Below are 21,606 nucleotides of genomic sequence, written 5' to 3' on the forward strand. Positions count from 1 at the left end.
GGCAAAAAGGGAGCCGAGGCTCCCTTTCGTAAGCGAATCACTATTTAGCCAGTGACTTGCTTTTTGGGTTGGTAATGGAAAGTTTTTTGCCTTTCAACTCTTCATCTAAAGGCAGTGTAAAAGTTTTGGCAAACGGCATTCGTTTACAATGATCCGCCTTGTCTCTAACGATAGTAATAAGAGCTTCTGTCTGTGAGCTTTGCTCTATTTTTAGGCTAAAATCATCGTTCTTACTGCAGCCGTTAGACTCTGTGATAAATGAAATTTGACTCTCACTTGTCCTATAAGTCTCTACCATCATTGCTTGGTGCTCAGACGTCTGGTTTGTTTGCAGTCCTGCGTTTGCTGAACATGCAGTTAAACTGATAGTGCCCAAACCAAGTAGGAATATCTTGAGTCTATGTTTCATCTCGTTACCTTTTTTTGCGTCGTACGAATGAACCTGCAGCCATTAACACCAGTAGGCCAATAGATAAACTGCCGCCTGAACTAGACTTTTTATTAACGTCGTTACCAGCATCGCCCGTATTATCTGTGCTGACTGACATATTTATGTTGCGAACAAATGCTTGCGCGCTGTAAATGCCACTTGAAAACGGGTGTTGGACGTATTCAAACGTTATCGTATTAGATGCTTTGTAAAGATCGATCTGGATCTCTTTATAATCGAGGAGTTGGTTGGTGCTATCGTAAATTTCACCATTAACTAAGATGAACAAGTAATCAAAACCATCGGACATTACTTTGAGATCCATGGTAAGTTTGCCCTTCGGAAGATCGGTCAAAACCAGCTCAGATACACCAGGATAAGCTCCCATATCCGCTGATTGCAGTTCACCATTTTCAGCCGTCCAAGCGTTTTGACCGGTATAAACATTTGCGTCTGCTAGCGGAATGGCATTACGCACTGATCTGCTTGCTTTATCTACACCTGAATACTCGAAAGTTGTTGTGAGTCTGGACAGTTTCGGATGATCGGTAAAGAGCTCTATCGTTGTTTCTGATCCCGAATAGCTAGGTTGGTAGCCGACGGTAATTTGACAGCTTTGCGAAGGCTTTAAGGTACCAGTACAAGTGCTTTTCTCGATGGTACTTCCGTATGATATTGTGCTTTGGTAGATGTTGAATGGGATAGTATCGTCATTACGAATAGTAAAGGTCTCTTGCTGCGCTTTTCGCTCAACGAAACGAAGATCTCGGTACTTAGTGAAGCTGATAGTATTGCGATGGCTATCTATCCATCCATTGTGTTGAAAATGAGCGACGTTGGCGTAAACACCATAAGCGTTTGGTTGAGCACATCCATCCCCCCAGCTGACCACGCCTAGCAATTTGTTGATACCGTTATCATCAACGATGAGTGGACCGCCGCTATCTCCTTGGCAGCTATCTTTACCTCCCCAATAGTATCCGGCGCAAATACCGTCATCTGATACATTAGAGTAGTTTCCTGGTAGGTTTTGGCAGGTAGCTCGATCTACGTATTCCAAATCTACTTGTTGTAAAACGGTTGGGTATATTCGGTCTGTCGTGGACGTATTTCCCCATCCAGCCACGTGCAACTTGTCTCCTACGCGTACGCTATCTAAAAGTTCTGGCGTTGCCAGGTCAATAGTTGCGCTATCGATATTGCGTTCTAATTCAATAAGAGCGATGTCATTGTTCGTTGTTATGTTGTTATATTCATCATGTGAATAGATATTTTTAATGGCGATGCGCTGTGCTTGAGACTCTCTGTTTTTGTCATAAAGACCAAGAACGATATCCAGATCGTCCGCATTAAGACCTTCCACACAGTGCGCAGCAGTTAATACGTATTTTCCACCTAGGAAACTGCCACCACAAAAGTGACCAATAGATGTAGGTTGTCCTTTACGTACCAGTGAAGCAATAAATTTCCAGTCGGAAGTGTTGGCAGGTTCGCCGCCGATAATGCGAGTGGATACATCATTCTGAACAGGCTCAAGAGTATCTGCGATTGTGGTTGCTGGTAAAGTCAGCCCAATCAGAAAAGCCACTAACGTTTTTTTCATTTTAATTCCGTAATATTAACGTGGTTTATTATAAGGAGGGCAAATGATAAACGGAATCATTCTCTCAGTAAATAGTTGTGGAGAAATGAAAAATTATAACGTATCGGTTTAACTTTGATGGTTAGAATTGGAGGGGGGATCTTCTGAAAAGATGAAACCCGCCAAGTTGGACGGGTTTCACTATCGTTGTAACTAGTACGGAGGGATTACAGGATCACTGTCTTATTCCCATAAACAAAGACGTGGTCATTGATCACTTTATTCAAAGCCTTACTCAATACGTTCTTCTCTACATCGCGTCCCGCTTGCGCCATATCTTGGGCATTGAATGTATGGTCGACAGGAATTACGTCTTGCTTGATGATCGGCCCTTCATCTAAATCATTAGTCACGAAGTGTGCTGTTGCACCGATGATTTTCACACCGCGATCGTAAGCTTGTTGATATGGCTTCGCGCCAATAAAAGCAGGTAAGAAGCTGTGATGAATATTAATGATTTTGTGGTGATATTTCTCAACAAACGTCGGCGTTAATACGCGCATGTATTTAGCTAGCACCAAAAAGTCAGCATCGTATTGATCGATCACTTCTAGCATCTTCTGCTCGTGTTCTTCACGGCTAAGGTTTTCATGGGTCACATGGTGGTAAGGAATGTCGAAGCGTTCAGTGAGAGTTTGCAGTTTGTCGTAATTCCCCACCACAGCGGCGATCTCAACATCTAGGCTTCCATCGTAGGTTTTCATCAGAATATCGCCTAAACAATGCGCTTCTTTTGTGACGAGAATGACGATGCGCTTACGGCGAGAGCCAACCAATTTACGCTTAGCACCTTGCGGGAGAGCTTGGTCCAAGTCGGCAAGAAACGTTTGATCGTTGAAGTACCCCTCCAACTCCGTTCTCATGAAAAAGTGGCCACTGGTATTATCAACAAATTCGTTATTGTGAACGATGTTGAGTTGGTGCTTGTAACAGATATTAGTAATTTTCGAGATGAGACCCGGGGCGTCAGAACAGTGGGTCAACAGTGTTTTCTTTTCCATAAATCAGGTACTTCCATGCATTAATATTTTAGCGTACGAATTTGTTATTATTCCCTGGCGGGTGTAACTGTACTGCCATGTTTCACCATAAATAATCTATTCTTACGTTGGTTTCAACAAAATATCCGCGTGTCGCCGCAAGCTGGTCAGATTGTGGGCTGATGTCACTCCTATTCCTCTGATATACTCTCGATAATTTTTCAAACTCAATACCAAGCATGATCGCAAAAACTTTTTCCTCTGATGGCGCGTTAGGTAAGGCCATTCCTGGCTTTCAAGCTCGTCAGCCACAAATCGATATGGCGGAAGCCGTCAGCAGTGCGATCAAAGATCAAACCCAGTTGGTGGTGGAGGCAGGAACCGGAACCGGTAAGACCTTCGCCTACTTAGTCCCTGCGCTGTTAAGCGGTAAAAAAGTGATCATCAGTACAGGCTCGAAAAACTTGCAAGAGCAGTTGTACCATCGTGACTTACCGCTCATGGTCAATGCGCTTGGTTTTTATGGCCAAGTGGCGTTATTAAAAGGGCGTTCTAATTATCTGTGTTTGGATCGTTTGAGCCGCCAAATGGTCGAAAGCCACACTAATGAATCTGACCCGACGTTATTAACTCAACTGGTTAAAGTGCGTGCTTGGTCATCAGAAACCAAAACAGGTGACCTTGGTGATTGTGATGATCTGCCAGAAGACAGCATGATCATTCCGACTATCACCTCAACCAATGATAACTGTTTAGGTAAAGAATGTCCGAGCTACACTGATTGCTTTGTATTGAAAGCGCGTAAGCGAGCCATGGATTCCGACATTGTTGTAGTGAACCATCACTTGTTTCTTGCTGATTTAGCGATCAAAGAAACAGGATTCGGTGAACTGATTCCAGAAGCCGATGTGTTTATTTTTGATGAAGCTCATCAGTTGCCAGATATTGCGAGCGAATATTTCGGCCAGTCAGTTTCAAGCCGCCAAATTCACGATCTTGCCAAAGACATTGAAATAGCCTATCGCACCGAAGCCAAAGATATGCGTCAATTGCAAAAAGTGGGCGACAAACTCATGCAAAGCGCAATGGACATGCGGATTGTATTGGGTGAGCCAGGCTTTCGTGGCAACTGGCGTGAGGCGTTGCAATCAGGTTCTATTAAGCGAGAATTATTGCGCTTAACTGACAGCCTCGAATTGGCGATTGATGTACTCAAAATAGCCTTAGGGCGCAGTCAATTACTGGATACCGCCTTTGAACGAGCCAATTTGATCAAAGGCCGTATAGACCGGGTATGTGATGTCGATATTACCGGTTACTCATACTGGTACGATACCTCGCCTCGTCATTTCGCTCTGCACATTACGCCTCTTTCTGTCGCGGACAAGTTCCATGAGCAAATAGAGATTAAACAAGGCGCGTGGATTTTCACGTCAGCAACCCTAGCCGTATCGGGCGATTTCAAGCACTTTACTGAGCGCCTTGGCCTCAAGCCTACAAAGCAATTTTCTCTGCCGTCCCCCTTTGATTATCAAAAGCAAGCGCGCCTTTGTGTGCCAAGGTATTTGCCAGAGCCAAACAGTAACGGCTTAGCGGATAAGTTAGTCCGAATGCTTGCTCCGGTGATTGAAGAAAATGATGGTCGCTGCTTCTTTTTATGTACCTCGCACAGCATGATGCGTGAACTAGGTGAGAAGTTCCGAGAAGTACTTGAGCTGCCTGTGTTAATGCAAGGGGAGATGAGTAAGCAGAAAACTTTGGCGGAGTTTATGGAACTGGGTAACGCTTTACTCGTGGCGACAGGCGCCTTCTGGGAAGGGATTGATGTTAGAGGTGATGCGCTGAGCTGTGTTATTATCGACAAATTACCGTTTACCGCCCCTGACGATCCGTTACTCAAAGCCCGTATCGAGGATTGTCGATTACGTGGCGGTGAACCATTTGCTGAAGTACAAATCCCGGATGCAGTGATTACGTTAAAGCAGGGAGTCGGGCGATTAATTCGAGATCAGAAGGATCACGGTGCGTTGATCATTTGTGATAATCGCCTCGTCACGCGAGACTATGGTGGTATTTTCCTCGGAAGCCTACCACCTATCCCAAGGACGCGAGACTTAGATGGAATCAAAGCATTCCTGAAAGCAGAACAATCTGTCACAGACGCAAGTGCTGAGGCATAACCCAATAAATGAAAGTTGTAGAGAGTTAAATGAGCGCAAAAATTCTTGCTATCGATACAGCGACTGAAAACTGTTCAGTTGCGTTGTTGGCTAATGATCAAGTGATTTCACGTAGCGCGGTTGCACCACGCGATCACACCAAAAAAGTACTGCCAATGGTTGATGAAGTACTCAAAGAAGCTGGCCTGACTCTACAAGAGCTGGATGCGTTAGCGTTTGGACGTGGTCCAGGTAGCTTTACTGGCGTTCGTATCGGTATTGGTATCGCACAAGGTTTGGCGTTCGGTGCTGACTTACCTATGATCGGCGTTTCAACGCTGGCTGCAATGGCTCAAGGTAGCTATCGCTTACATGGTGTGACCGATGTCGCTGTGGCTATTGACGCACGTATGGGTGAAGTTTACTGGGCACGTTACACTCGCCAAGCAAACGGTGAGTGGGCAGGGATGGATGCAGAGTGCGTAATTCCACCAGCACGTCTCGTTGAAGAAGCACAAGCAGACGACAAAACGTGGACGACAGCAGGTACTGGTTGGGATGCTTACCAAGAAGTATTAGCAGGCCTACCGTTTAATTTGACGCATGGTGACGTTCTGTACCCTGATTCACAAGACATCGTGATTCTTGCTGAACAAGAATTTAAAAAGGGTAATATCGTGCCGGTCGAAGATTCGAGCCCTGTTTATTTACGTGATAATGTGACATGGAAAAAACTTCCTGGTCGCGAATAGTCCGTTTTTCATTAACCTGACAAAAAGCAGGGCGTTTGCCCTGTATTTTTATGGAGTGCTATGGCGTCGATTAATGGCTTGCCTCCTTCTTTGATTCCCGGTGCAAATCGCACTAATAAAGCCAGTCAAAAGAAGCCGGTAAATAAATCACAAACAAAGCAGCCTGTAGGTCAGCCTTCAAAGGTTGCTAACGCCGTGGCGCACTCCATAAAACACGTGGATGAGTCCCAAATTCACCGAGCTCAAGTGCAATATGACCTTCCTGAAGGGGGCGCACGTAAAGCAATGGAGCAGTACATGGATGTCATGAATCGAGCTAAAAAAGAGGAACTGGCTCAATTACTTGGTGTCGATATTTACGTGTGAGATCTCCCCAGCTTGGGGTTACTAATATTGAAAGGTGGTTTATGAAGGTTTTTGGACGGTTTTTTCTCGCATTATTTGCTACGGTTGGTTTGTCTGCGTGTAGCTCGTTGCCTGAGGAGCTAAATGCAAGCACAGAATTGGTCGTTACAGACTATAAAGCTTTTGCTGAGTCTCAGGGGCAAGTGAGTGAAGATGTTCGCCTTGGTGGAATCATCGCTAAAGTGGATAACTTTAAAGATAAAACGCGTCTAGAGATTGTAAACCTTCCTATCAGTAAGTCTGGTAAACCTGATATCGATGAAGAGCCTACGGGGCGTTTTGTCGCCTATTTTGATGGCTATTTAGAGCCTGTCGCCTTTAGTGAAGGCCGTTTGGTGACGGTTGTAGGCAAAGGAGCAGGGGAAGAAGAAGGAAAGATCGGTGAGCACGGTTACATCTTCCCGGTAATAAAGGGGGAAGGGTACCGTTTATGGAAAATTGAAGAACGTGTACGCATGTATGACTCGCCAACCTACTTTTACCCATGTTACTCGATTAACTGCCGCATGTGGCGTAATGATTTCCCACAAGACGGTAAAGTGATAAAACAGGTCAAATAATCTGCGATGCATGAGCGTCAATTCGAGCTTCCTGCCGGCAAAATGGCAGCCCTTGAGATAGGGAACGAGAAAACGGCTGACTTGTCAGTCGTTTTTCTTCATGGGTGGTTAGATAATGCGGGCAGCTTTAAAGCGCTCATGGAGCAGTTGAATCAACTTAATCCTCACTTACACCTCCTCGCCATCGATCATTTTGGTCACGGTTTATCGAGTCATAAATCTCACGATAATTATTACCCCTTTCACGACTATATTGCCGATTTGTATCAGTTTTTGGACGAATTATCACCAAACAGACTGATATTAGTAGGGCATTCACTTGGTGCTTTAATCGCAAGTTGCTATAGTGCAGCGTTTCCAGAGCAGGTCGAAGCTCTTGTGCAAATTGAGGGAGCAGGACCTCTTCATGAGGATCCAACTAACAGTTTGCCTCGTCTTCGCGATGGCGTTTTAAGTCGAATAAGACAGCAAAACAAGCCAGAGCGAGCCATTGCCTCCTTCGATCTGGCGTTAAAATTACGCATGCAAGCCAACCAATTAACCGCTGAGCAACTTCTACCGATAGTCGAGCGTGGAACAGAGCAGCGAGGAGATAAATGGTATTGGCGGCATGACGCCAAGTTAAAATGTGCGTCGCTTTACCGAATGGCGCAAGCGCATGCTAACTCGATTACCAGCCAAATACGTTGTCCTCATTTGATTGTATTAGGCGATCAAGGATTTCAGAATTTACCATATAACCAAGCTGATTGGGGAGAGAACCCACCGCAAGTGGTTTCTGTCAAGGGTGGTCATCACTGTCATTTAGAGCAAATACTCGAGGTCGCAACGCGAATTCTTGGTGTAGTTAACAAAATTTAAACAAGTGTTTGAGAGTTGCGTGCTCAAGCACGTTCGCTGTGCTGTAATAGCTTTCAAAATAAAAAGGACGCTATTTTTTAGCCAGTTATAAACGAGGAGTAACATCGTGGATAAACCATGGCTTTCACGTTATCCAAGTGACGTACCTGAAACCATTAATCCAGAGCAATATGAGTCTTTGGTAGAAATGTTTGAACAGTCTGTACAAAAATATGCAGACCAACCAGCATTCATGAACATGGGCTCGGTTATGACCTTCCGTAAATTGGAAGAGCGTAGTCGCGCATTCGCAGCGTATCTGCAAAACGAGTTAAAACTGCAAAAGGGTGACCGTGTTGCTCTGATGATGCCAAACCTACTGCAATACCCAGTGGCGTTGTTTGGTATTTTGCGTGCAGGTTGTATCGCCGTAAACGTTAACCCACTTTACACTCCTCGTGAACTTGAACACCAATTGAATGACTCAGGTGCGACGACGATTGTGATTGTGTCTAACTTTGCGAATACGTTAGAACAAATTGTCGATAAAACACCAGTCAAACACGTAGTGTTAACCAGTCTTGGTCAAATGCTGCCACGAGCGAAAGGTACGATTGTCGATTTTGTCGTGAAGTACGTTAAGGGCATGGTGCCTAAGTACGATTTACCTGGTGCAATCTCAATGCGTCAGGCTCTACGTAAAGGTCGTCGTCTACAATACGTTAAACCGTTTATGTCTGGGGATGACATTGCATTCCTGCAATATACGGGGGGGACGACAGGTGTCGCGAAAGGCGCGATTCTGACTCACCGCAACATGATTGCGAACGTTCTACAGGCAAAAGGCGCGTACGGACCGGTTTTATCTCCGGGGCGTGAATTAGTCGTGACAGCATTACCGCTGTATCACGTATTTGCTCTTACCGTAAACTGTCTGCTGTTTGTTGAAATGGGTGGTCGTAACTTACTTATTACCAACCCTAGAGATATTCCAGGGTTCGTGAAAGAGCTACAAAAGCATCCGTTTACTGCGATTACGGGCGTGAATACCTTATTTAATGCATTGGTCAATAATGAAGATTTCCACGAGTTGGATTTCAGTAATCTACGTTTAGCCGTTGGCGGCGGCATGGCAGTGCAGCGCTCAGTGGCAGAAAGATGGCAAAAGACCACGGGTTGCTATTTGCTCGAAGGTTACGGTCTAACAGAGTGTTCTCCGTTGGTGGCGGCATATCCGCATGATCTTGTTGAATACAATGGCTCTATTGGTCTGCCGGTGCCATCAACAGAAGTTCGTATCGTGGACGAAGAAGGTAACGCTCTTGCGAATACTGAAACTGGCGAACTTCAAGTTCGTGGTCCTCAGGTTATGCAAGGTTACTGGCAACGACCTGAAGCAACGAAAGATACGATTAACGAAGACGGCTGGCTATCAACCGGCGACATCGTTAAGTTCGATGACGAAGGCTTCCTGCATATCGTTGACCGTAAGAAAGACATGATCTTAGTATCAGGCTTTAATGTTTACCCGAACGAAATCGAAGACGTTGTAGCACTTCACGGCAAAGTACTTGAAGTTGCTGCTATTGGTCAGCCGCATGAAGTGTCTGGTGAATTAGTGAAGATTTATGTCGTGAAACGCGATCCGAGCTTGACCAAAGACGAAGTGATCGCGCATTGTCGAGAACACTTAACTGGCTACAAAGTTCCGAAGTTGGTTGAGTTCCGCGAAGACTTACCTAAAACCAATGTCGGTAAGATCTTGCGTCGTGTTTTACGCGAAGAGAATGACGCTGAACTTGCGAAGAAAAGCGCATAAGCCGATTTCGTCGAGTCGAGAGATTTAAAAAATGATAGAATGCCAGCGTTTTGCTGGCATTTTTTATAGCGAGAAGTATGTGAACTATCAAATTATTACTAAAAACAAAGACCTAGAAGAGGTTTGCACTCATGCTCGAGAGGCAGACGTAGTGATGTTGGATACCGAATTCGTTCGTATTCGCACTTTCTACCCGCAGTTAGGTCTGATTCAGCTTTTCGATGGTAATCGCCTCTCGCTGATTGATCCGACTGAATTAACGGATATGACGCCGTTTGTAGCGCTATTAAAAGATACTTCTGTGCTAAAAGTGCTGCACGCATGTGGTGAAGATTTAGAAGTTTTCCAAAACGGCTTTGGTTGTACACCATTCCCTATGGTGGATACGCAGCTGATGGCCGCTTTTCTCGGTCACGGCCTATCGACAGGCTTCGCATCGCTGGTGGAAGAATATTTAGGCGTAGAGCTCGACAAAAGTGAATCACGTACCGACTGGATGGCTCGTCCACTGACACAAAAGCAATTAGATTATGCTGCCGCAGATGTTCATTACTTGTTACCGTTATACGAAAAGCTGTTCGATAAGGTGACGCAAGCAGGTTGGTGGGAAGCTGTACAGCAAGAAAGTGATTTACTCGTTTCGAAACGTATTCGCGTAACCAATGAAGAGAATGCCTACCTTGATATTAAGGGCGCTTGGCAATTAAAACCTTCTGAGCTGGCGCTTTTAAAGCCATTGGCGACGTGGCGTTATCGTGAAGCAATCAAACGAGATTTAGCGCTGAACTTTATCTTCAAAGAAGGTGATCTATTAACGGTCGCTCGTCTTGGTTTAACGAACTTTAAGAAGATGGAAGCAGAAGATATTGATATCCGAGCTATTAACCGCCATGGCGCGAAGATTGCCGCGATTGTTAAACAAGCGAAGCAAACACCTTCTGAAGAGTATCCTGCGAAAATTGAGCGTTTAATGGACTATCCGGGTTACAAGCAGGTCTTCAAAAATATGAAAGACTTGGTGAAATCGGCTTCGCAGAAGTCAGGTTTAGCCACGGAGTTCCTTGCCTCTAAAAAGCAGATCAATCAGTTGATCAGTTGGGTTTGGAAAAAAGATCGTGACCCAGAAGTATTGCCTGATTTGATGCAAGGGTGGCGTTTGGATTTACTCGGCGACAAGATGAACAAAGCATTAAAGTAATGAAAGATGAAAAAGGTTGGCCTCTATGCCAACCTTTTTCGTTCTAATTAGAGCATTCGTCTGGTGAGAGAAACTGATTACTTTTCTTCGTCTGGTAGCTTCACATTCAGCTCAAGAACTGAGATATCGTCGTCTTTGTGCTCAAATGTTAAGTCAACCATATTTGGATCAATTGCCACGTACTTGCTGATCACCTTCAAGATGTCTTCTTTTAATTGAGGCAAGTAAGACGGCGCAGGATCATTTTGGCTGCGGCGCTCTGCGACAATGATTTGCAAACGCTCTTTAGCTAGATTCGCAGAAGTTTTCTTCTGTGGACGGAAAAATTCTAATAATGACATGTCTAGCCTCCAAAGAGTCGTTTAAAGAGTCCTTTCTTCTCCTCAGTAAGGAAACGAAATTCAACCTGATTGCCTAATAAGCGATCAACGGTGTCAGAATAAGCCATACCCGCATCGGTGTTATCGTCAAAAGTGACTGGCACACCTTTGTTTGACGCGTTAAGCACGGCTTGGCTTTCTGGAATCACGCCCAGTAGTGGAATATGTAAGATCTCCTCTACGTCTTCAACGCTTAGCATTTCGCCTTGAGTGACGCGAGATGGGTTGTAGCGAGTCAGTAACAGATGCTGTTTTACTGGCTCTAGCCCTTGTTCTGCACGCAGTGACTTAGAATCTAAAATACCGAGAATGCGGTCAGAGTCACGTACAGAAGAGACTTCTGGGTTCGTTGTGACAATGGCTTCATCGGCATAGTACAAGGCCATTAACGCGCCTTGCTCGATACCTGCTGGTGAATCACAAATAATGAAATCAAAGCCCATTTCATCAAGTTCGCCGAATACGCGCTGAACACCATCTTTTGTCAGTGCGTCTTTATCACGAGTTTGAGAAGCAGGAAGAATAAATAGGTTGTCCGTGCGCTTATCTTTGATCAGCGCTTGGTTTAATGTCGCTTCGCCGTTAATGACGTTTACAAAGTCATACACGACGCGGCGCTCACAGCCCATGATTAGATCGAGGTTACGCAAACCGATGTCAAAATCGATCACCGCGGTCTTTTTTCCCTTAAGAGCTAGACCAGAGGCGATGGCTGCGCTTGAAGTGGTTTTACCAACGCCACCTTTACCAGACGTTACTACAATAATGCGTGCCATTTTTTTTCCTTTTTAGATTAAATCGCGAGAACTTCTAAATGTAATGATTCATCGGCTTTACTGATCATTACTTTCTTTTGCCAGTACTCGCTTTCAATTTGATCGCTTAACCAGTAGTCACCCGCAATGGATACCAGTTCTGCTTGTAAATCGTGGCAAATAATACGCGCTTCCTGCTGACCACTTGCTCCTGCAATCGCACGACCTCGAAGTGTGCCATGGATATGAATAGAGCCGTCAGCAATGACTTCAGCACCTGCACTTACGTGCGCTAGCACCACCAAATCACCATCTTTTGCGTAGATCTGTTGTCCTGAGCGGACAGGCGTACGAACTACTTTCGTTGGTGCCATTTTGGCAGGTGCTTGGCTTGGTGATTTGCTCGCCGACATAATGGCGAAGCCAGCTTCGGAAGCAAGGTTTTGTACACGCTTGTCTTTACAGCCCGTTACACCGACCGGAATAAAACCAGCATCTGAGATGCCTTGTTTAAGCTTAGGGAAATCAATGTCGCCTTGTACTTTTGCTATATTGATTACCAAAGGCGCGGATGCAAAAAAAGAAGGTGCTTGAGAAACTTTTTCTTGCAAAAATTCGACAGTCTTTGCGATCTCATTGTCAGAAAGGTGTAAAACTGACAATGTAAAACTGCTACCTTTAAGGTCTGGTGAATGGGTCATCGTGGACTTCTTGCCTTTATTGAAAGAGCGTTGCCTTAAACTAGGTATGTCATGTTATATTTCATCCTTTGACGCAGCAAGTTCTCTCGTGGGCAAATAGGTGAATTAATCTCAAATTTGCTATTAAGTTTGCGAGAATTTGACGTTTTCAACCTAATCCGCACTCAACGCGGCTAAATCAGCATAAAAGGCGTGTCATGCTTTGTTCTATTTATAAAAGCTCGAAAAAAGAAGGTACTTATCTCTATATTCCGAAAAAGGATGATTTTTCACAGGTTCCTGACACCTTAATGCAGATGTTCGGTAAGCCTATCGCTGTCATGACGATTAAACTTGATGGCCGTAAATTGGCACAAGTTGATATCGAAAAAGTGAAGGCTTCATTACAAAATGATGGCTTCTTTCTTCAGGTTCCACCGCCGCCGGAGAACCTATTAGAAAAGTACAAAGAACAAAAAGCCCAGCAGAAAGGCGAATAACGTCATCGTTTTTCATCTGGGATTTCTGCCTTGCTCAAGGAGGGCAATATGAAAAAGATACTGGCTACCATGCTTAGCGTTGGTATGTGTACCTCGGCTTTTGCAAGTAGCGAGGGTTTTGATGAATACTTGAATAAGCTGCGTGCTGAAGCTCGTGATAAAGGTATCTCAGAGCAGGTCATTAGTGCTGCTTTTGCTAATGTTGAGTACAAGCCCCGAGCAGTAAAAGCGGACCGAAACCAACCAGAAAAGAAACTGACATTGGATGAGTACATTCCTCGCGCGGTGCCTGAGTGGAAGGTGAAGCAAGCCAGACAACTCTACAAAGAGCATTATACTGAGCTAAAGCGTATAGGCGATGAGTACGGTGTCCATCCGCGCTTTATTGTGGCACTTTGGGGAGTTGAAAGTAACTTTGGTAAGTTTACCGGCAACTTTAAAGTGATTGATGCACTATCCACAATGGCATTTGAAGGCCGTCGTGAAGAGTTTTTCCGTAAAGAGACCATGTCGGCACTGCAGATCCTCGATCAAGGCCATATTGAGCTAGAGAACTTTAAAGGCTCATGGGCTGGTGCGATGGGTCAATGCCAGTTTATGCCAAGCTCTTTCCTTCGTTTTGCTGCTGACGGCAACGGGGATGGTAAAAAAGACATATGGCAATCTGAAGCGGACGTGTTTGCATCAACCGCTAACTATTTGAGCAAGTCTGGTTGGGATGATAAATATACTTGGGGTCGCCAAGTTAAGGTTCCTAAAAATATTGATCGCAGTCTAGAAGGGCGCACGGCTGAAAAAGGCAAATACCTTCAAGAGTGGAGCCAATTAGGTATCACAAAATATGACGGTAGCCCGTTGCCAAAACTGGATGAAGACATCAAAGCATGGTTGATCATGCCGGACGACGAGAATGGTCGTACGTATCTGGTTTACAATAACTACAACGTATTGATGAAGTGGAACCGCTCTTACTACTTCGCACTTGCTGTGAGTCACTTGGCTGACCGCATTAAATACTGATCTGCCATCAAACAATTTGGCATCCAGTCTTCAATACAAGGGCTCTTCGGAGCCCTTTGTTTTTTCTATAACCAAATCGAGGTAAAGCGTGTTATCTGAACGTGCCGCACAAATGGTGATTTTCTCCGCTCTTCTTAAACACAAAAGCTTCACAGCTGCTGCAAAGAGCTTAGGCGTGTCGGTGTCTCATGTGAGTAAACAGTTAAGTCAGTTAGAAGCGTCTCTTGGTATCAAGCTTGTTCAACGCACTACGCGAAGCTTTACGCCGACTGAGGCAGGGAAAACCTTTTTTCATCACTGTGAGCAAGTGGTACAAGCGGTGAGCAGCGCCACATTAGAGATGGAAACCCAGCGGGATGAAGTAGCAGGTTTGGTACGTCTTGGGTTGTCGCAATCATTTGGTACCTTACACATTATTCCAGCGATTCAAGAGTTACGCGAACTGTATCCTCAACTTCAAGTGGAAGTACATCTGTTTGACTATAAGGTCGATATGTTAGCCGAAGGGCTCGATTTATGGGTAACCAACAACGAGCATTTGCCTGAAGGTTACATTGCGCAGCGTTTGACGGATTGCCAGTTTGTTGTTGCGGCATCGCCAGATTACTTATTGAAACATGACACGCCAGCAGAACCGGATGACCTATCTGCTCACAACTGCCTCATATACAGAAGCTGGGAGCGTGACTATACGGGGTGGGCGTTTACCAAAGATCAGCAAGAATTGAACGTAAAAGTCTCGGGTAACTATTCAGTGGATCTGGCAGAAGCCGTTCGGGATGCGGCTATTGCAGGTTGGGGTATTGCCTACCTTGCCACTTACTTGCTGGGGGATGAGTTTAGAACGGGTAAGTTAATACAGCTGTTACCTGACTGGAAAGCCAGCCAGTCGATGCCGTTTTATGCGGTATACCCAAGCCGCCAGCATATGCCAAAAAAAATATCCGCAGTGATTAACTTTATCAAACAGAAGATCGGCAACCCTTGTCATTGGGACCAACGTTTGGCGCCTTACATCTCTATTCCTAAATAACAGGATCAATGACGTTGTAGAACGACACATAAGGTGATTCACTTCACAAAAATTTTTCCTGAATCAGAAACATATTTTCCATATGGAAACAATTAAAATAAGCAAACGTTTATCTTCAATAAATTCAATTGGTTATTTTGTTGGTCAGTTATTGGTCGCTTAAACTTTTCACACTGTTAACATCCTCAACTTGCAGCATTTTGAGTCCGCTATACAATCCGGTGCCTTCTATATCCCCCTTCTGTCGGATTCATTTTATGAACTCAATTATTGGTATCGTAGCCATACTATTCCTAGCATGGCTACTTTCTACAAATAGAAAAAATATAAAGCTGAGAACGGTGTCGTTTGCGTTTGCTTTGCAGGTACTGTTTGCGTTGTTGGTTTTATATGTACCAGCAGGACGAGATGCGCTGAATTCAGTGAGCAGTGTTGTGTCGAATTTGATCAACTATGGTCAAGAGGGCATTGCGTTTTTATTCGGTAATTTGGCGACAGGGGGCTTCACCTTTGCGATCAATGTTCTGGGTATCATCGTTTTCTTCTCCTCTCTTATCTCAGGTCTTTATCACATTGGTGTGATGCCAAAAATCATTAACTTTATCGGTGGTGGTATTCAAAAGCTGCTGGGTATCGGTCGTGCTGAGTCTTTGTCTGCTACGGCGAATATCTTTGTTGGCACCATTGAAGCACCATTAATGGTAAAGCCTTACCTAAAACACATGACTGACTCGCAGTTCTTTGCAGTTATGACAGGTGGTTTAGCGTCAGTTGCTGGCGGAACGTTGGTTGGTTACGCATCACTGGGTGTCGACCTCAACTATCTTATTGCTGCTGCATTTATGTCGGCACCTGCCGGCTTGTTGATGGCAAAAATTTTAATGCCAGAAGATACGGATAAAGCAGCAGATATCGACATTAGCCAAGTTGAAATTCCACGTGCAACCAACGTAGTAGAAGCATTAGCCGATGGTGCCATGGCGGGTGTACGCATTGCTGTATCGGTCGGTGGTACGTTACTGGCGTTTATTAGTGTCATTGCAATGCTAAACGGCATGTTAGGCTGGATAGGTGATCTGATTGGGACACCATTAAGTTTTGAGCTCATCCTAGGTTTTGTGTTTGCGCCAGTCGCTTGGTTGTTGGGTATACCATGGCAAGAAGCAACCACAGCAGGCTCGCTGATTGGTAACAAGATTGTGGTGAATGAGTTCGTCGCTTTCATCCAGCTTGCAGAAGTGAAGTCTCAACTTAGTGAACACTCACAAGCAATCGTGACGTTTGCTTTGTGTGGCTTTGCAAATATCTCAAGCATGGCGATGCTGATTGGTGGGTTGGGCTCTTTGGTACCAGAAAAGCGTGCATTTGTTTCTAAGCATGGTTTCCGTGCGATTATCGCTGGTGTCATGGCGAACTTAATGAGCGCTTCTATTGCGGGCGTGATTTTAAGTCTGTAATTGAAATAGATATCAACAATTAGCAAAAAGGCTCCTTGCGGAGCCTTTTTCGTATCTGAAATTTACGTTATTTGTCTGTGTGGAACTGTTCGCAAGCGAGCATCGTGTTCTCAATTAAACTTGCGACGGTCATTGGGCCAACGCCACCAGGAACAGGAGTAATAAAGCTCGCACTTTCACGTGCTTTGTCGTATTCCACGTCGCCAACTAGTTTGCCTGAATCAAGACGGTTAATACCGACATCGACCACAACTGCGCCTTTTTTAATCCACTCACCAGGGATGAAGTTAGGTTTACCAACCGCAACCACGACAACGTCAGCTTGACGCACATGACTCTCTAGGTCTTTGGTAAAACGGTGACATGTTGTTGTTGTGCAGCCCGCAAGCAGCAGCTCAAGTGTCATTGGACGACCAACAATGTTTGATGCGCCAACCACAACCGCATGTTTACCACGTAGCTCAATGTTGTAACGGTCGAGTAGGGTAATGATGCCCTTTGGCGTGCAAGAGCGAAGCTTTGGAATACGTTGCGCAAGACGGCCAACGTTATAAGGGTGGAAGCCATCCACGTCCTTCTCTGGGTGAATGCGCTCTAAAACATGTGTTGTGTCTATGCCCGCAGGAAGGGGTAATTGCACTAGAATGCCGTCAATTTCATCATCGTTGTTTAATTCATCAATCAGCGCTAGTAACTCTTCTTCTGAGCTAGACGCAGGAAGGTCAAAAGACTTAGAAACAAACCCAACTTCTTCACATGCGCGGCGTTTGCTACCGACATAAACCTGAGAAGCAGGATCTTCACCAACTAGAACCACTGCTAAACCAGGAGCACGTAGCCCAGCTTCAACACGTGCTTTAACACGTGCAGCCACTTCGGATCGAACAGTTTGGGAAATGAGAGTTCCGTCTATATTTTGAGCAGTCATGACTTTCCTTATAAATTAAGAAGGCAGATTATCTGCGGCGCATTGTCGCAGAATTTCTTATCAACATCCATACGCAAACGTTTGCTTTGTGGTGTTTTTGAACATTAAGCGTTTTAATGGACTTTTTTTAGGCATTCAGATCAGAATGTTATGAAAACCCGTTGATTTACCCGTTTGAACTCGTATAATCCTGTCCCTGTAGCGCGCCCTTAGCTCAGCTGGATAGAGCACGTCCCTTCTAAGGATGTGGTCATTGGTTCGAATCCAATAGGGCGTGCCATTTATTCAAAAGCCCCGATAACCCTTTGAGTTGTCGGGGCTTTGTCGTTTTTAGGTTTTTGGCTGTAATTGCCAGTCTATCTACAACTTTTGAATGGCATTCTAGCCATTGCAATTTCTAGCAATCTGGATAGCCACCAACAAAAAAGCGCTGGTTAACCAGCGCTTTTGCATTTATTAAGGGCATTACATCTTTTTAAAGATGATGGAGGTGTTGATGCCGCCAAAGGCGAAGTTGTTACTCATCAAATATTTCACGTCCAGCTCTCGGCCTTGTCCGGCGATGTAGTCTAAATCACCACATTGCTCGTCGAGGTTTTCTAGGTTGAGCGTTGGGTTGAACCAACCTGTGTGCATCATTTCTAAACCTAGCCACGCTTCAATCGCGCCACAGGCGCCTAGTGTGTGGCCAAAGTAGCTCTTGAGTGAACTGATTGGCACTTTGCCCAGAGCATTCGCTGTTGCGTTGCTTTCCGCAATATCGCCGCGGTCGGTGGCAGTGCCGTGAGCAGATACATAGTCGATCTTCTCAGCAGGAATGCTCGCGTTTTGCAAAGCCATTTCCATACAGATTTGCATGGTTTCCATCTGTGGTTGAGTGACGTGTGCGGCATCACAGTTGCTGGCAAAACCGATGATTTCTGCATAGATTTTCGCGCCACGAGCGACGGCGTGTTCGTACTCTTCCAGAACTAGCGTTCCCGCACCTTCACCAATCACCAAACCATCGCGATCGGAGTCATAAGGTCTTGGTGTGCTTTTCGGGTCTTCATTCTTCAGACTGGTGGCAAAAAGGGTATCGAAGACAGCGGATTCCGTTGGACACAATTCTTCAGCGCCACCAGCAACCATGACCGTTTGGTAGCCGTGTTTGATCGCTTCGTAGGCGTAGCCGATTGCTTGGCTGCCGGAGGTACATGCACTACTGGTTGGGATCACTCGGCCTTTCAAACCGAAAAATAGACCAACGTTCACCGCCGTGGTATGTGGCATCATCTGCACGTAAGTCGTTGCGGTGATCGCTTTAGTGGTTTTCTCATTCAGCATGACACCAAATGCGCCGATTGCGTCAGTACTGCCTGTTGATGAGCCGTATGCGATACCCGTTTGACCATTGGTGAGTACGTCGTTACCAATCAAACCTGCTTGGCTTAGTGCGTTTTCTGTTGCGACGGTCGCTAATTTGGAAACACGGCCCATGCCGCGTACTTGCTTGCGCTTGTAGTGCTTTGGCAGATCAAAATCTAAAATGGGTGCCGCGAGCTTGGTGTTCAAACCTTCATACTGTTCGTAAGAAGGCATGTATTGCGTCGCGTTCTGGCAGTCACGCAGTTTTGGTTCGACAGATTGCCAATCGTTACCAAACGCAGTCACGCCCGACATTCCGGTTACAACAACTCGACGGCTCATACTAGGCCTCCGTTTACCGAAATGACTTGGCGAGTTACATAGCCTGCGATGTCAGACATAAGGTAACTGACTAAACCAGCAACTTCTTCTGGCTCTCCCATGCGGCGCAGAGGAATTTGCGGCATCGCGTGTTCTTTCACGTGTTCGTCTACCATGCCTGTGTCGATAAGCCCTGGAGCAACGCAGTTGACGGTGATTTTGCGTTTTGCCAGTTCAAGCGCGAGTGATTTTGTTGCACCAATTACGCCCGCTTTCGCTGCGCTGTAGTTAGTTTGACCACGATTCCCCATTAGGCCAGAGATTGATGCAAGCGTAACAATTCGGCCGCCTTTGCGCTTTTGCACCATTGGCATAACACAAGGGTGAAGAACGTTGTAGAAGCTATCTAAGTTGGTATGAATCACACCATCCCATTCTTCTTCGGTCATCGCAGGGAAAGCGGTATCTTTTGTGATGCCAGCGTTGTTTACGACGCCATAGTAAGCGCCGTGTTCGGCGATATCGGCTTCTAGCTTCTCACGACAATCTGCACGGTCACTGATGTCGAATTGGATAAGACGACCGCTACCACCATGCTGTTCGATGGTGTTTAGGGTGTCTTGCGCGCCTTGTTGATCGCCCATGTAATGGACAATGACTTGGAAACCATCTTTGGCTAATTGAACGGCAATGGCTTTGCCGATGCCTTTGCTGGCACCTGTAACGAGGACTTGTCGGGTCATTGTTGACTCCTGATTTTCATTTCTTGTAATTTTTCTTCTGATGGAACGTAAACGTTCAATTGGCAAGTCGCTACAACAGTTCCTTGTAGCTCAATACGGGCTGAAAAAACCGCCATACCGTTATCTTCCATAACTTTTTCAGCATACACATCGAGCACCTGTCCGCGAGAAAACGTATCGCATTCAGACGTGTATCGACGGCTACCAAGCAAAAAGCCAATCGGTGGCGCTTGTTCTTTCATTAATGCGTGGTAACCAGACCACGCCGCGACAGATTGCGCCATAAACTCAATGCCAACGTAAGCTGGCACGGTTTGAGAGGTCGAGTCGAAGAACGGGTTGTGTTCTGCGATATCAACCTGGCAGTGAATCGTATCTTGTTGAACATCCAAAGCACGATCAACCAAGATCATTGGTTTGTCGTGTGGCAAAAGTTGTTCGATGGGAGGAAGTTTAGTCATGAGCGTAACCAAAAATAAGACTAATGTTATTGCCACCAAAAGCAAAAGAGTTGCTGAGAATCGCTTTGTTACCCAGTTTGGTTGGCGTCTCAACTAACGATATATGGATATCGTCTGCTTTGGTTTCGCAGTGTTGTATTGGCAAATCAAGGTTGTACTTGAGAATATGCCAAGCAATCGCGGCTTCCGTAGCACTTGCTGCGCCTAATGTGTGTCCGGTAAGTGGCTTTGTCGAGCTTACGGGAACGGAGTCTCCAAAGCAGCGATGAATGGCTTTGCTTTCCATCGCATCGTTTAACGGCGTTGCTGTGCCATGTGCGTTGATGTAACCAATGTCTTGCGCTGTAAGTCCTGCATTGGCCAACGCTTTTTTCATCGCTTCTTCTGCGCCTAACCCTTCTGGATGTGGTGCGGAAATATGGTGTGCGTCTGAGCTGTCGCCAGCTCCGAGAAGAGCAACGGGCGCAGGTGTTTTGCTTAGCAACATTAATGCTGCTGCTTCACCGATATTGATGCCGTTGCGATGTTGGTCAAACGGCTTACAAAGGGTATCGGATAGAGCTTCTAAACCGTTAAAGCCGTTTAGTGTTAGGCGACAAATGGTATCCACACCACCCACAATGACCGCATCAACAATGCCAGAGCGAATCAGGCGTTGCGCGGTTAAAAAAACACGACCACTAGAAGAGCAGGCGGTTGAAACTGAGTAATGTGGGCCGCTCAAATCAAAGTAGGCGGCAATAAAATCGCTGCAGTTGCCAAGCTCTTGTTTGGTGTAATGGTAGTCGGCAGGAAAATTACCCTTTGCCAGCTTTTCACCAAATGCGATTTCGCCATCTGAAATGCCAGATGTGCTGGTGCCGATCACGACTGCGATACGGTCACGACCATATTTAGCAATGGCGTCACGCACGTCGCCTTCGATTTGCTGCAAAGCCGAAAGTGCGAGGCGGTTGTTTCTCGTATCAAACTGGCTGAGTACGGGTGGTAATTGCGGTAACGCCTGTGCGATTCGACCGATTACTGTTTGGCGGCCTGAATTTAAAATATCTTGGTCAACCACCATGTTGGATGGCTTCGCTCCTGATAAACACTGGTGGATGAGCGCATCATCTTGTCCCATGGCAGAGTGAAAGCCACAGGCCTGAATATACAAAGGTTGAGAAGAGCGAATAGGCATATTGTTATTCTAAATT

Annotated in this window: 22 protein-coding genes and 1 tRNA gene; 12 read left to right on the forward strand and 11 right to left on the reverse strand. The window is 45.6% G+C overall.

Annotated elements, in window-relative coordinates:
• Nucleotides 1–40: 40 nt before the first annotated feature.
• From R7Z41_RS14970 to purU, 3 genes are all read right to left on the reverse strand, one after another.
• Entirely contained in the window at nt 41–409 is a 369-nt protein-coding gene (locus tag R7Z41_RS14970; RefSeq protein ID WP_005382200.1) for a hypothetical protein, read from the reverse strand.
• 4 nt (nt 410–413) lie between these two features.
• Nucleotides 414–2,033 (reverse strand): S1 family peptidase, encoded by a 1,620-nt coding sequence (locus tag R7Z41_RS14975; RefSeq protein ID WP_005382202.1) that lies wholly within the window; start codon nt 2,031–2,033, stop codon nt 414–416.
• A 206-nt stretch (nt 2,034–2,239) separates the two neighbouring features.
• A complete protein-coding gene (purU, locus tag R7Z41_RS14980) occupies nt 2,240–3,073 on the reverse strand; it encodes a formyltetrahydrofolate deformylase (RefSeq protein ID WP_005382206.1) in 834 nt (277 codons plus the stop codon).
• Nucleotides 3,074–3,291: 218 nt separating this feature from the next.
• On the opposite strand from purU, the gene R7Z41_RS14985 reads away from it, so the two are divergent.
• From R7Z41_RS14985 to rnd, 7 genes are all read left to right on the forward strand, one after another.
• Nucleotides 3,292–5,232: an ATP-dependent DNA helicase gene (locus R7Z41_RS14985; protein WP_005382210.1), complete on the forward strand. Its 1,941-nt coding sequence runs from the start codon at nt 3,292–3,294 to the stop codon at nt 5,230–5,232.
• A 29-nt stretch (nt 5,233–5,261) separates the two neighbouring features.
• A complete protein-coding gene (gene tsaB / locus R7Z41_RS14990; RefSeq protein WP_017634804.1) occupies nt 5,262–5,963 on the forward strand; it encodes a tRNA (adenosine(37)-N6)-threonylcarbamoyltransferase complex dimerization subunit type 1 TsaB in 702 nt (233 codons plus the stop codon).
• A 60-nt stretch (nt 5,964–6,023) separates the two neighbouring features.
• Nucleotides 6,024–6,329: a hypothetical protein gene (locus R7Z41_RS14995; protein ID WP_005382213.1), complete on the forward strand. Its 306-nt coding sequence runs from the start codon at nt 6,024–6,026 to the stop codon at nt 6,327–6,329.
• Between the two features lie 41 nt (nt 6,330–6,370).
• Complete coding sequence (locus R7Z41_RS15000) at nt 6,371–6,928, forward strand: Slp family lipoprotein (protein ID WP_005382214.1); 558 nt, start codon at nt 6,371–6,373, stop codon at nt 6,926–6,928.
• A 6-nt stretch (nt 6,929–6,934) separates the two neighbouring features.
• A complete protein-coding gene (locus R7Z41_RS15005; RefSeq protein ID WP_064353714.1) occupies nt 6,935–7,789 on the forward strand; it encodes an alpha/beta fold hydrolase in 855 nt (284 codons plus the stop codon).
• 106 nt (nt 7,790–7,895) lie between these two features.
• Nucleotides 7,896–9,587 (forward strand): long-chain-fatty-acid--CoA ligase FadD, encoded by a 1,692-nt coding sequence (gene fadD / locus R7Z41_RS15010; RefSeq protein ID WP_005382216.1) that lies wholly within the window; start codon nt 7,896–7,898, stop codon nt 9,585–9,587.
• A 79-nt stretch (nt 9,588–9,666) separates the two neighbouring features.
• Entirely contained in the window at nt 9,667–10,785 is a 1,119-nt protein-coding gene (rnd, locus tag R7Z41_RS15015; protein WP_206959876.1) for a ribonuclease D, read from the forward strand.
• Nucleotides 10,786–10,862: 77 nt separating this feature from the next.
• Here rnd and minE read toward each other — a convergent pair whose 3' ends face one another.
• Genes minE through minC form a run of 3 tightly spaced genes read right to left on the reverse strand, consistent with a single transcriptional unit; the run spans nt 10,863 to nt 12,621 of the window.
• Nucleotides 10,863–11,126, reverse strand: coding sequence for a cell division topological specificity factor MinE (minE, locus tag R7Z41_RS15020; RefSeq protein WP_005388332.1), 264 nt, complete (start codon nt 11,124–11,126; stop codon nt 10,863–10,865).
• Nucleotides 11,127–11,128: 2 nt separating this feature from the next.
• The gene (minD, locus tag R7Z41_RS15025; RefSeq protein ID WP_005388331.1) at nt 11,129–11,941 is read right to left on the reverse strand and encodes a septum site-determining protein MinD; all 813 of its coding nucleotides are present in this window, start codon (nt 11,939–11,941) and stop codon (nt 11,129–11,131) included.
• A gap of 17 nt (nt 11,942–11,958) precedes the next feature.
• On the reverse strand, nt 11,959–12,621 hold the full coding sequence (gene minC, locus R7Z41_RS15030) for a septum site-determining protein MinC (protein ID WP_005382304.1): 663 nt from the start codon (nt 12,619–12,621) through the stop codon (nt 11,959–11,961).
• Nucleotides 12,622–12,818: 197 nt separating this feature from the next.
• Here minC and R7Z41_RS15035 point away from each other — a divergent pair, with 197 nt between their 5' ends.
• The 4 genes from R7Z41_RS15035 to R7Z41_RS15050 all read left to right on the forward strand — a co-directional run bounded on the left by R7Z41_RS15035 (nt 12,819) and on the right by R7Z41_RS15050 (nt 16,610).
• Nucleotides 12,819–13,100 carry a YcgL domain-containing protein gene (locus R7Z41_RS15035; RefSeq protein WP_005382303.1) on the forward strand — a complete coding sequence of 94 codons (282 nt, stop codon included), beginning with the start codon at nt 12,819–12,821 and terminating at the stop codon, nt 13,098–13,100.
• Between the two features lie 48 nt (nt 13,101–13,148).
• Nucleotides 13,149–14,120, forward strand: a complete 972-nt coding sequence (locus R7Z41_RS15040) for a lytic transglycosylase domain-containing protein (RefSeq protein WP_005388330.1) — start codon at nt 13,149–13,151, stop codon at nt 14,118–14,120.
• An 88-nt stretch (nt 14,121–14,208) separates the two neighbouring features.
• Entirely contained in the window at nt 14,209–15,153 is a 945-nt protein-coding gene (locus R7Z41_RS15045; RefSeq protein ID WP_005382299.1) for a LysR family transcriptional regulator, read from the forward strand.
• Between the two features lie 257 nt (nt 15,154–15,410).
• The gene (locus R7Z41_RS15050) at nt 15,411–16,610 is read left to right on the forward strand and encodes a NupC/NupG family nucleoside CNT transporter (protein WP_005382298.1); all 1,200 of its coding nucleotides are present in this window, start codon (nt 15,411–15,413) and stop codon (nt 16,608–16,610) included.
• Nucleotides 16,611–16,677: 67 nt separating this feature from the next.
• Here the strand turns inward: R7Z41_RS15050 and folD are convergent, their stop codons facing one another.
• Entirely contained in the window at nt 16,678–17,538 is an 861-nt protein-coding gene (gene folD, locus R7Z41_RS15055) for a bifunctional methylenetetrahydrofolate dehydrogenase/methenyltetrahydrofolate cyclohydrolase FolD (protein ID WP_005382297.1), read from the reverse strand.
• A gap of 203 nt (nt 17,539–17,741) precedes the next feature.
• Here folD and R7Z41_RS15060 point away from each other — a divergent pair.
• Nucleotides 17,742–17,818, forward strand: a tRNA-Arg gene (locus R7Z41_RS15060).
• A gap of 185 nt (nt 17,819–18,003) precedes the next feature.
• Here the strand turns inward: R7Z41_RS15060 and R7Z41_RS15065 are convergent.
• Genes R7Z41_RS15065 through R7Z41_RS15080 form a run of 4 tightly spaced genes read right to left on the reverse strand, consistent with a single transcriptional unit; the run spans nt 18,004 to nt 21,590 of the window.
• Nucleotides 18,004–19,227: a beta-ketoacyl-ACP synthase gene (locus R7Z41_RS15065; protein WP_225477744.1), complete on the reverse strand. Its 1,224-nt coding sequence runs from the start codon at nt 19,225–19,227 to the stop codon at nt 18,004–18,006.
• On the reverse strand, nt 19,224–19,949 hold the full coding sequence (fabG, locus tag R7Z41_RS15070; RefSeq protein ID WP_206970922.1) for a 3-oxoacyl-ACP reductase FabG: 726 nt from the start codon (nt 19,947–19,949) through the stop codon (nt 19,224–19,226). Before fabG ends, R7Z41_RS15065 begins: the two co-directional genes overlap by 4 nt.
• A complete protein-coding gene (locus R7Z41_RS15075; protein ID WP_005388322.1) occupies nt 19,946–20,410 on the reverse strand; it encodes a hotdog family protein in 465 nt (154 codons plus the stop codon). The genes fabG and R7Z41_RS15075 overlap by 4 nt, the downstream gene beginning before the upstream one ends.
• Entirely contained in the window at nt 20,403–21,590 is a 1,188-nt protein-coding gene (locus R7Z41_RS15080) for a beta-ketoacyl-[acyl-carrier-protein] synthase family protein (protein ID WP_085569956.1), read from the reverse strand. The genes R7Z41_RS15075 and R7Z41_RS15080 overlap by 8 nt, the downstream gene beginning before the upstream one ends.
• Nucleotides 21,591–21,606: the final 16 nt, after the last annotated feature.

Source organism: Vibrio sp. 1457 (assembly GCF_033340195.1).
Taxonomy (GTDB): domain Bacteria; phylum Pseudomonadota; class Gammaproteobacteria; order Enterobacterales; family Vibrionaceae; genus Vibrio; species Vibrio alginolyticus.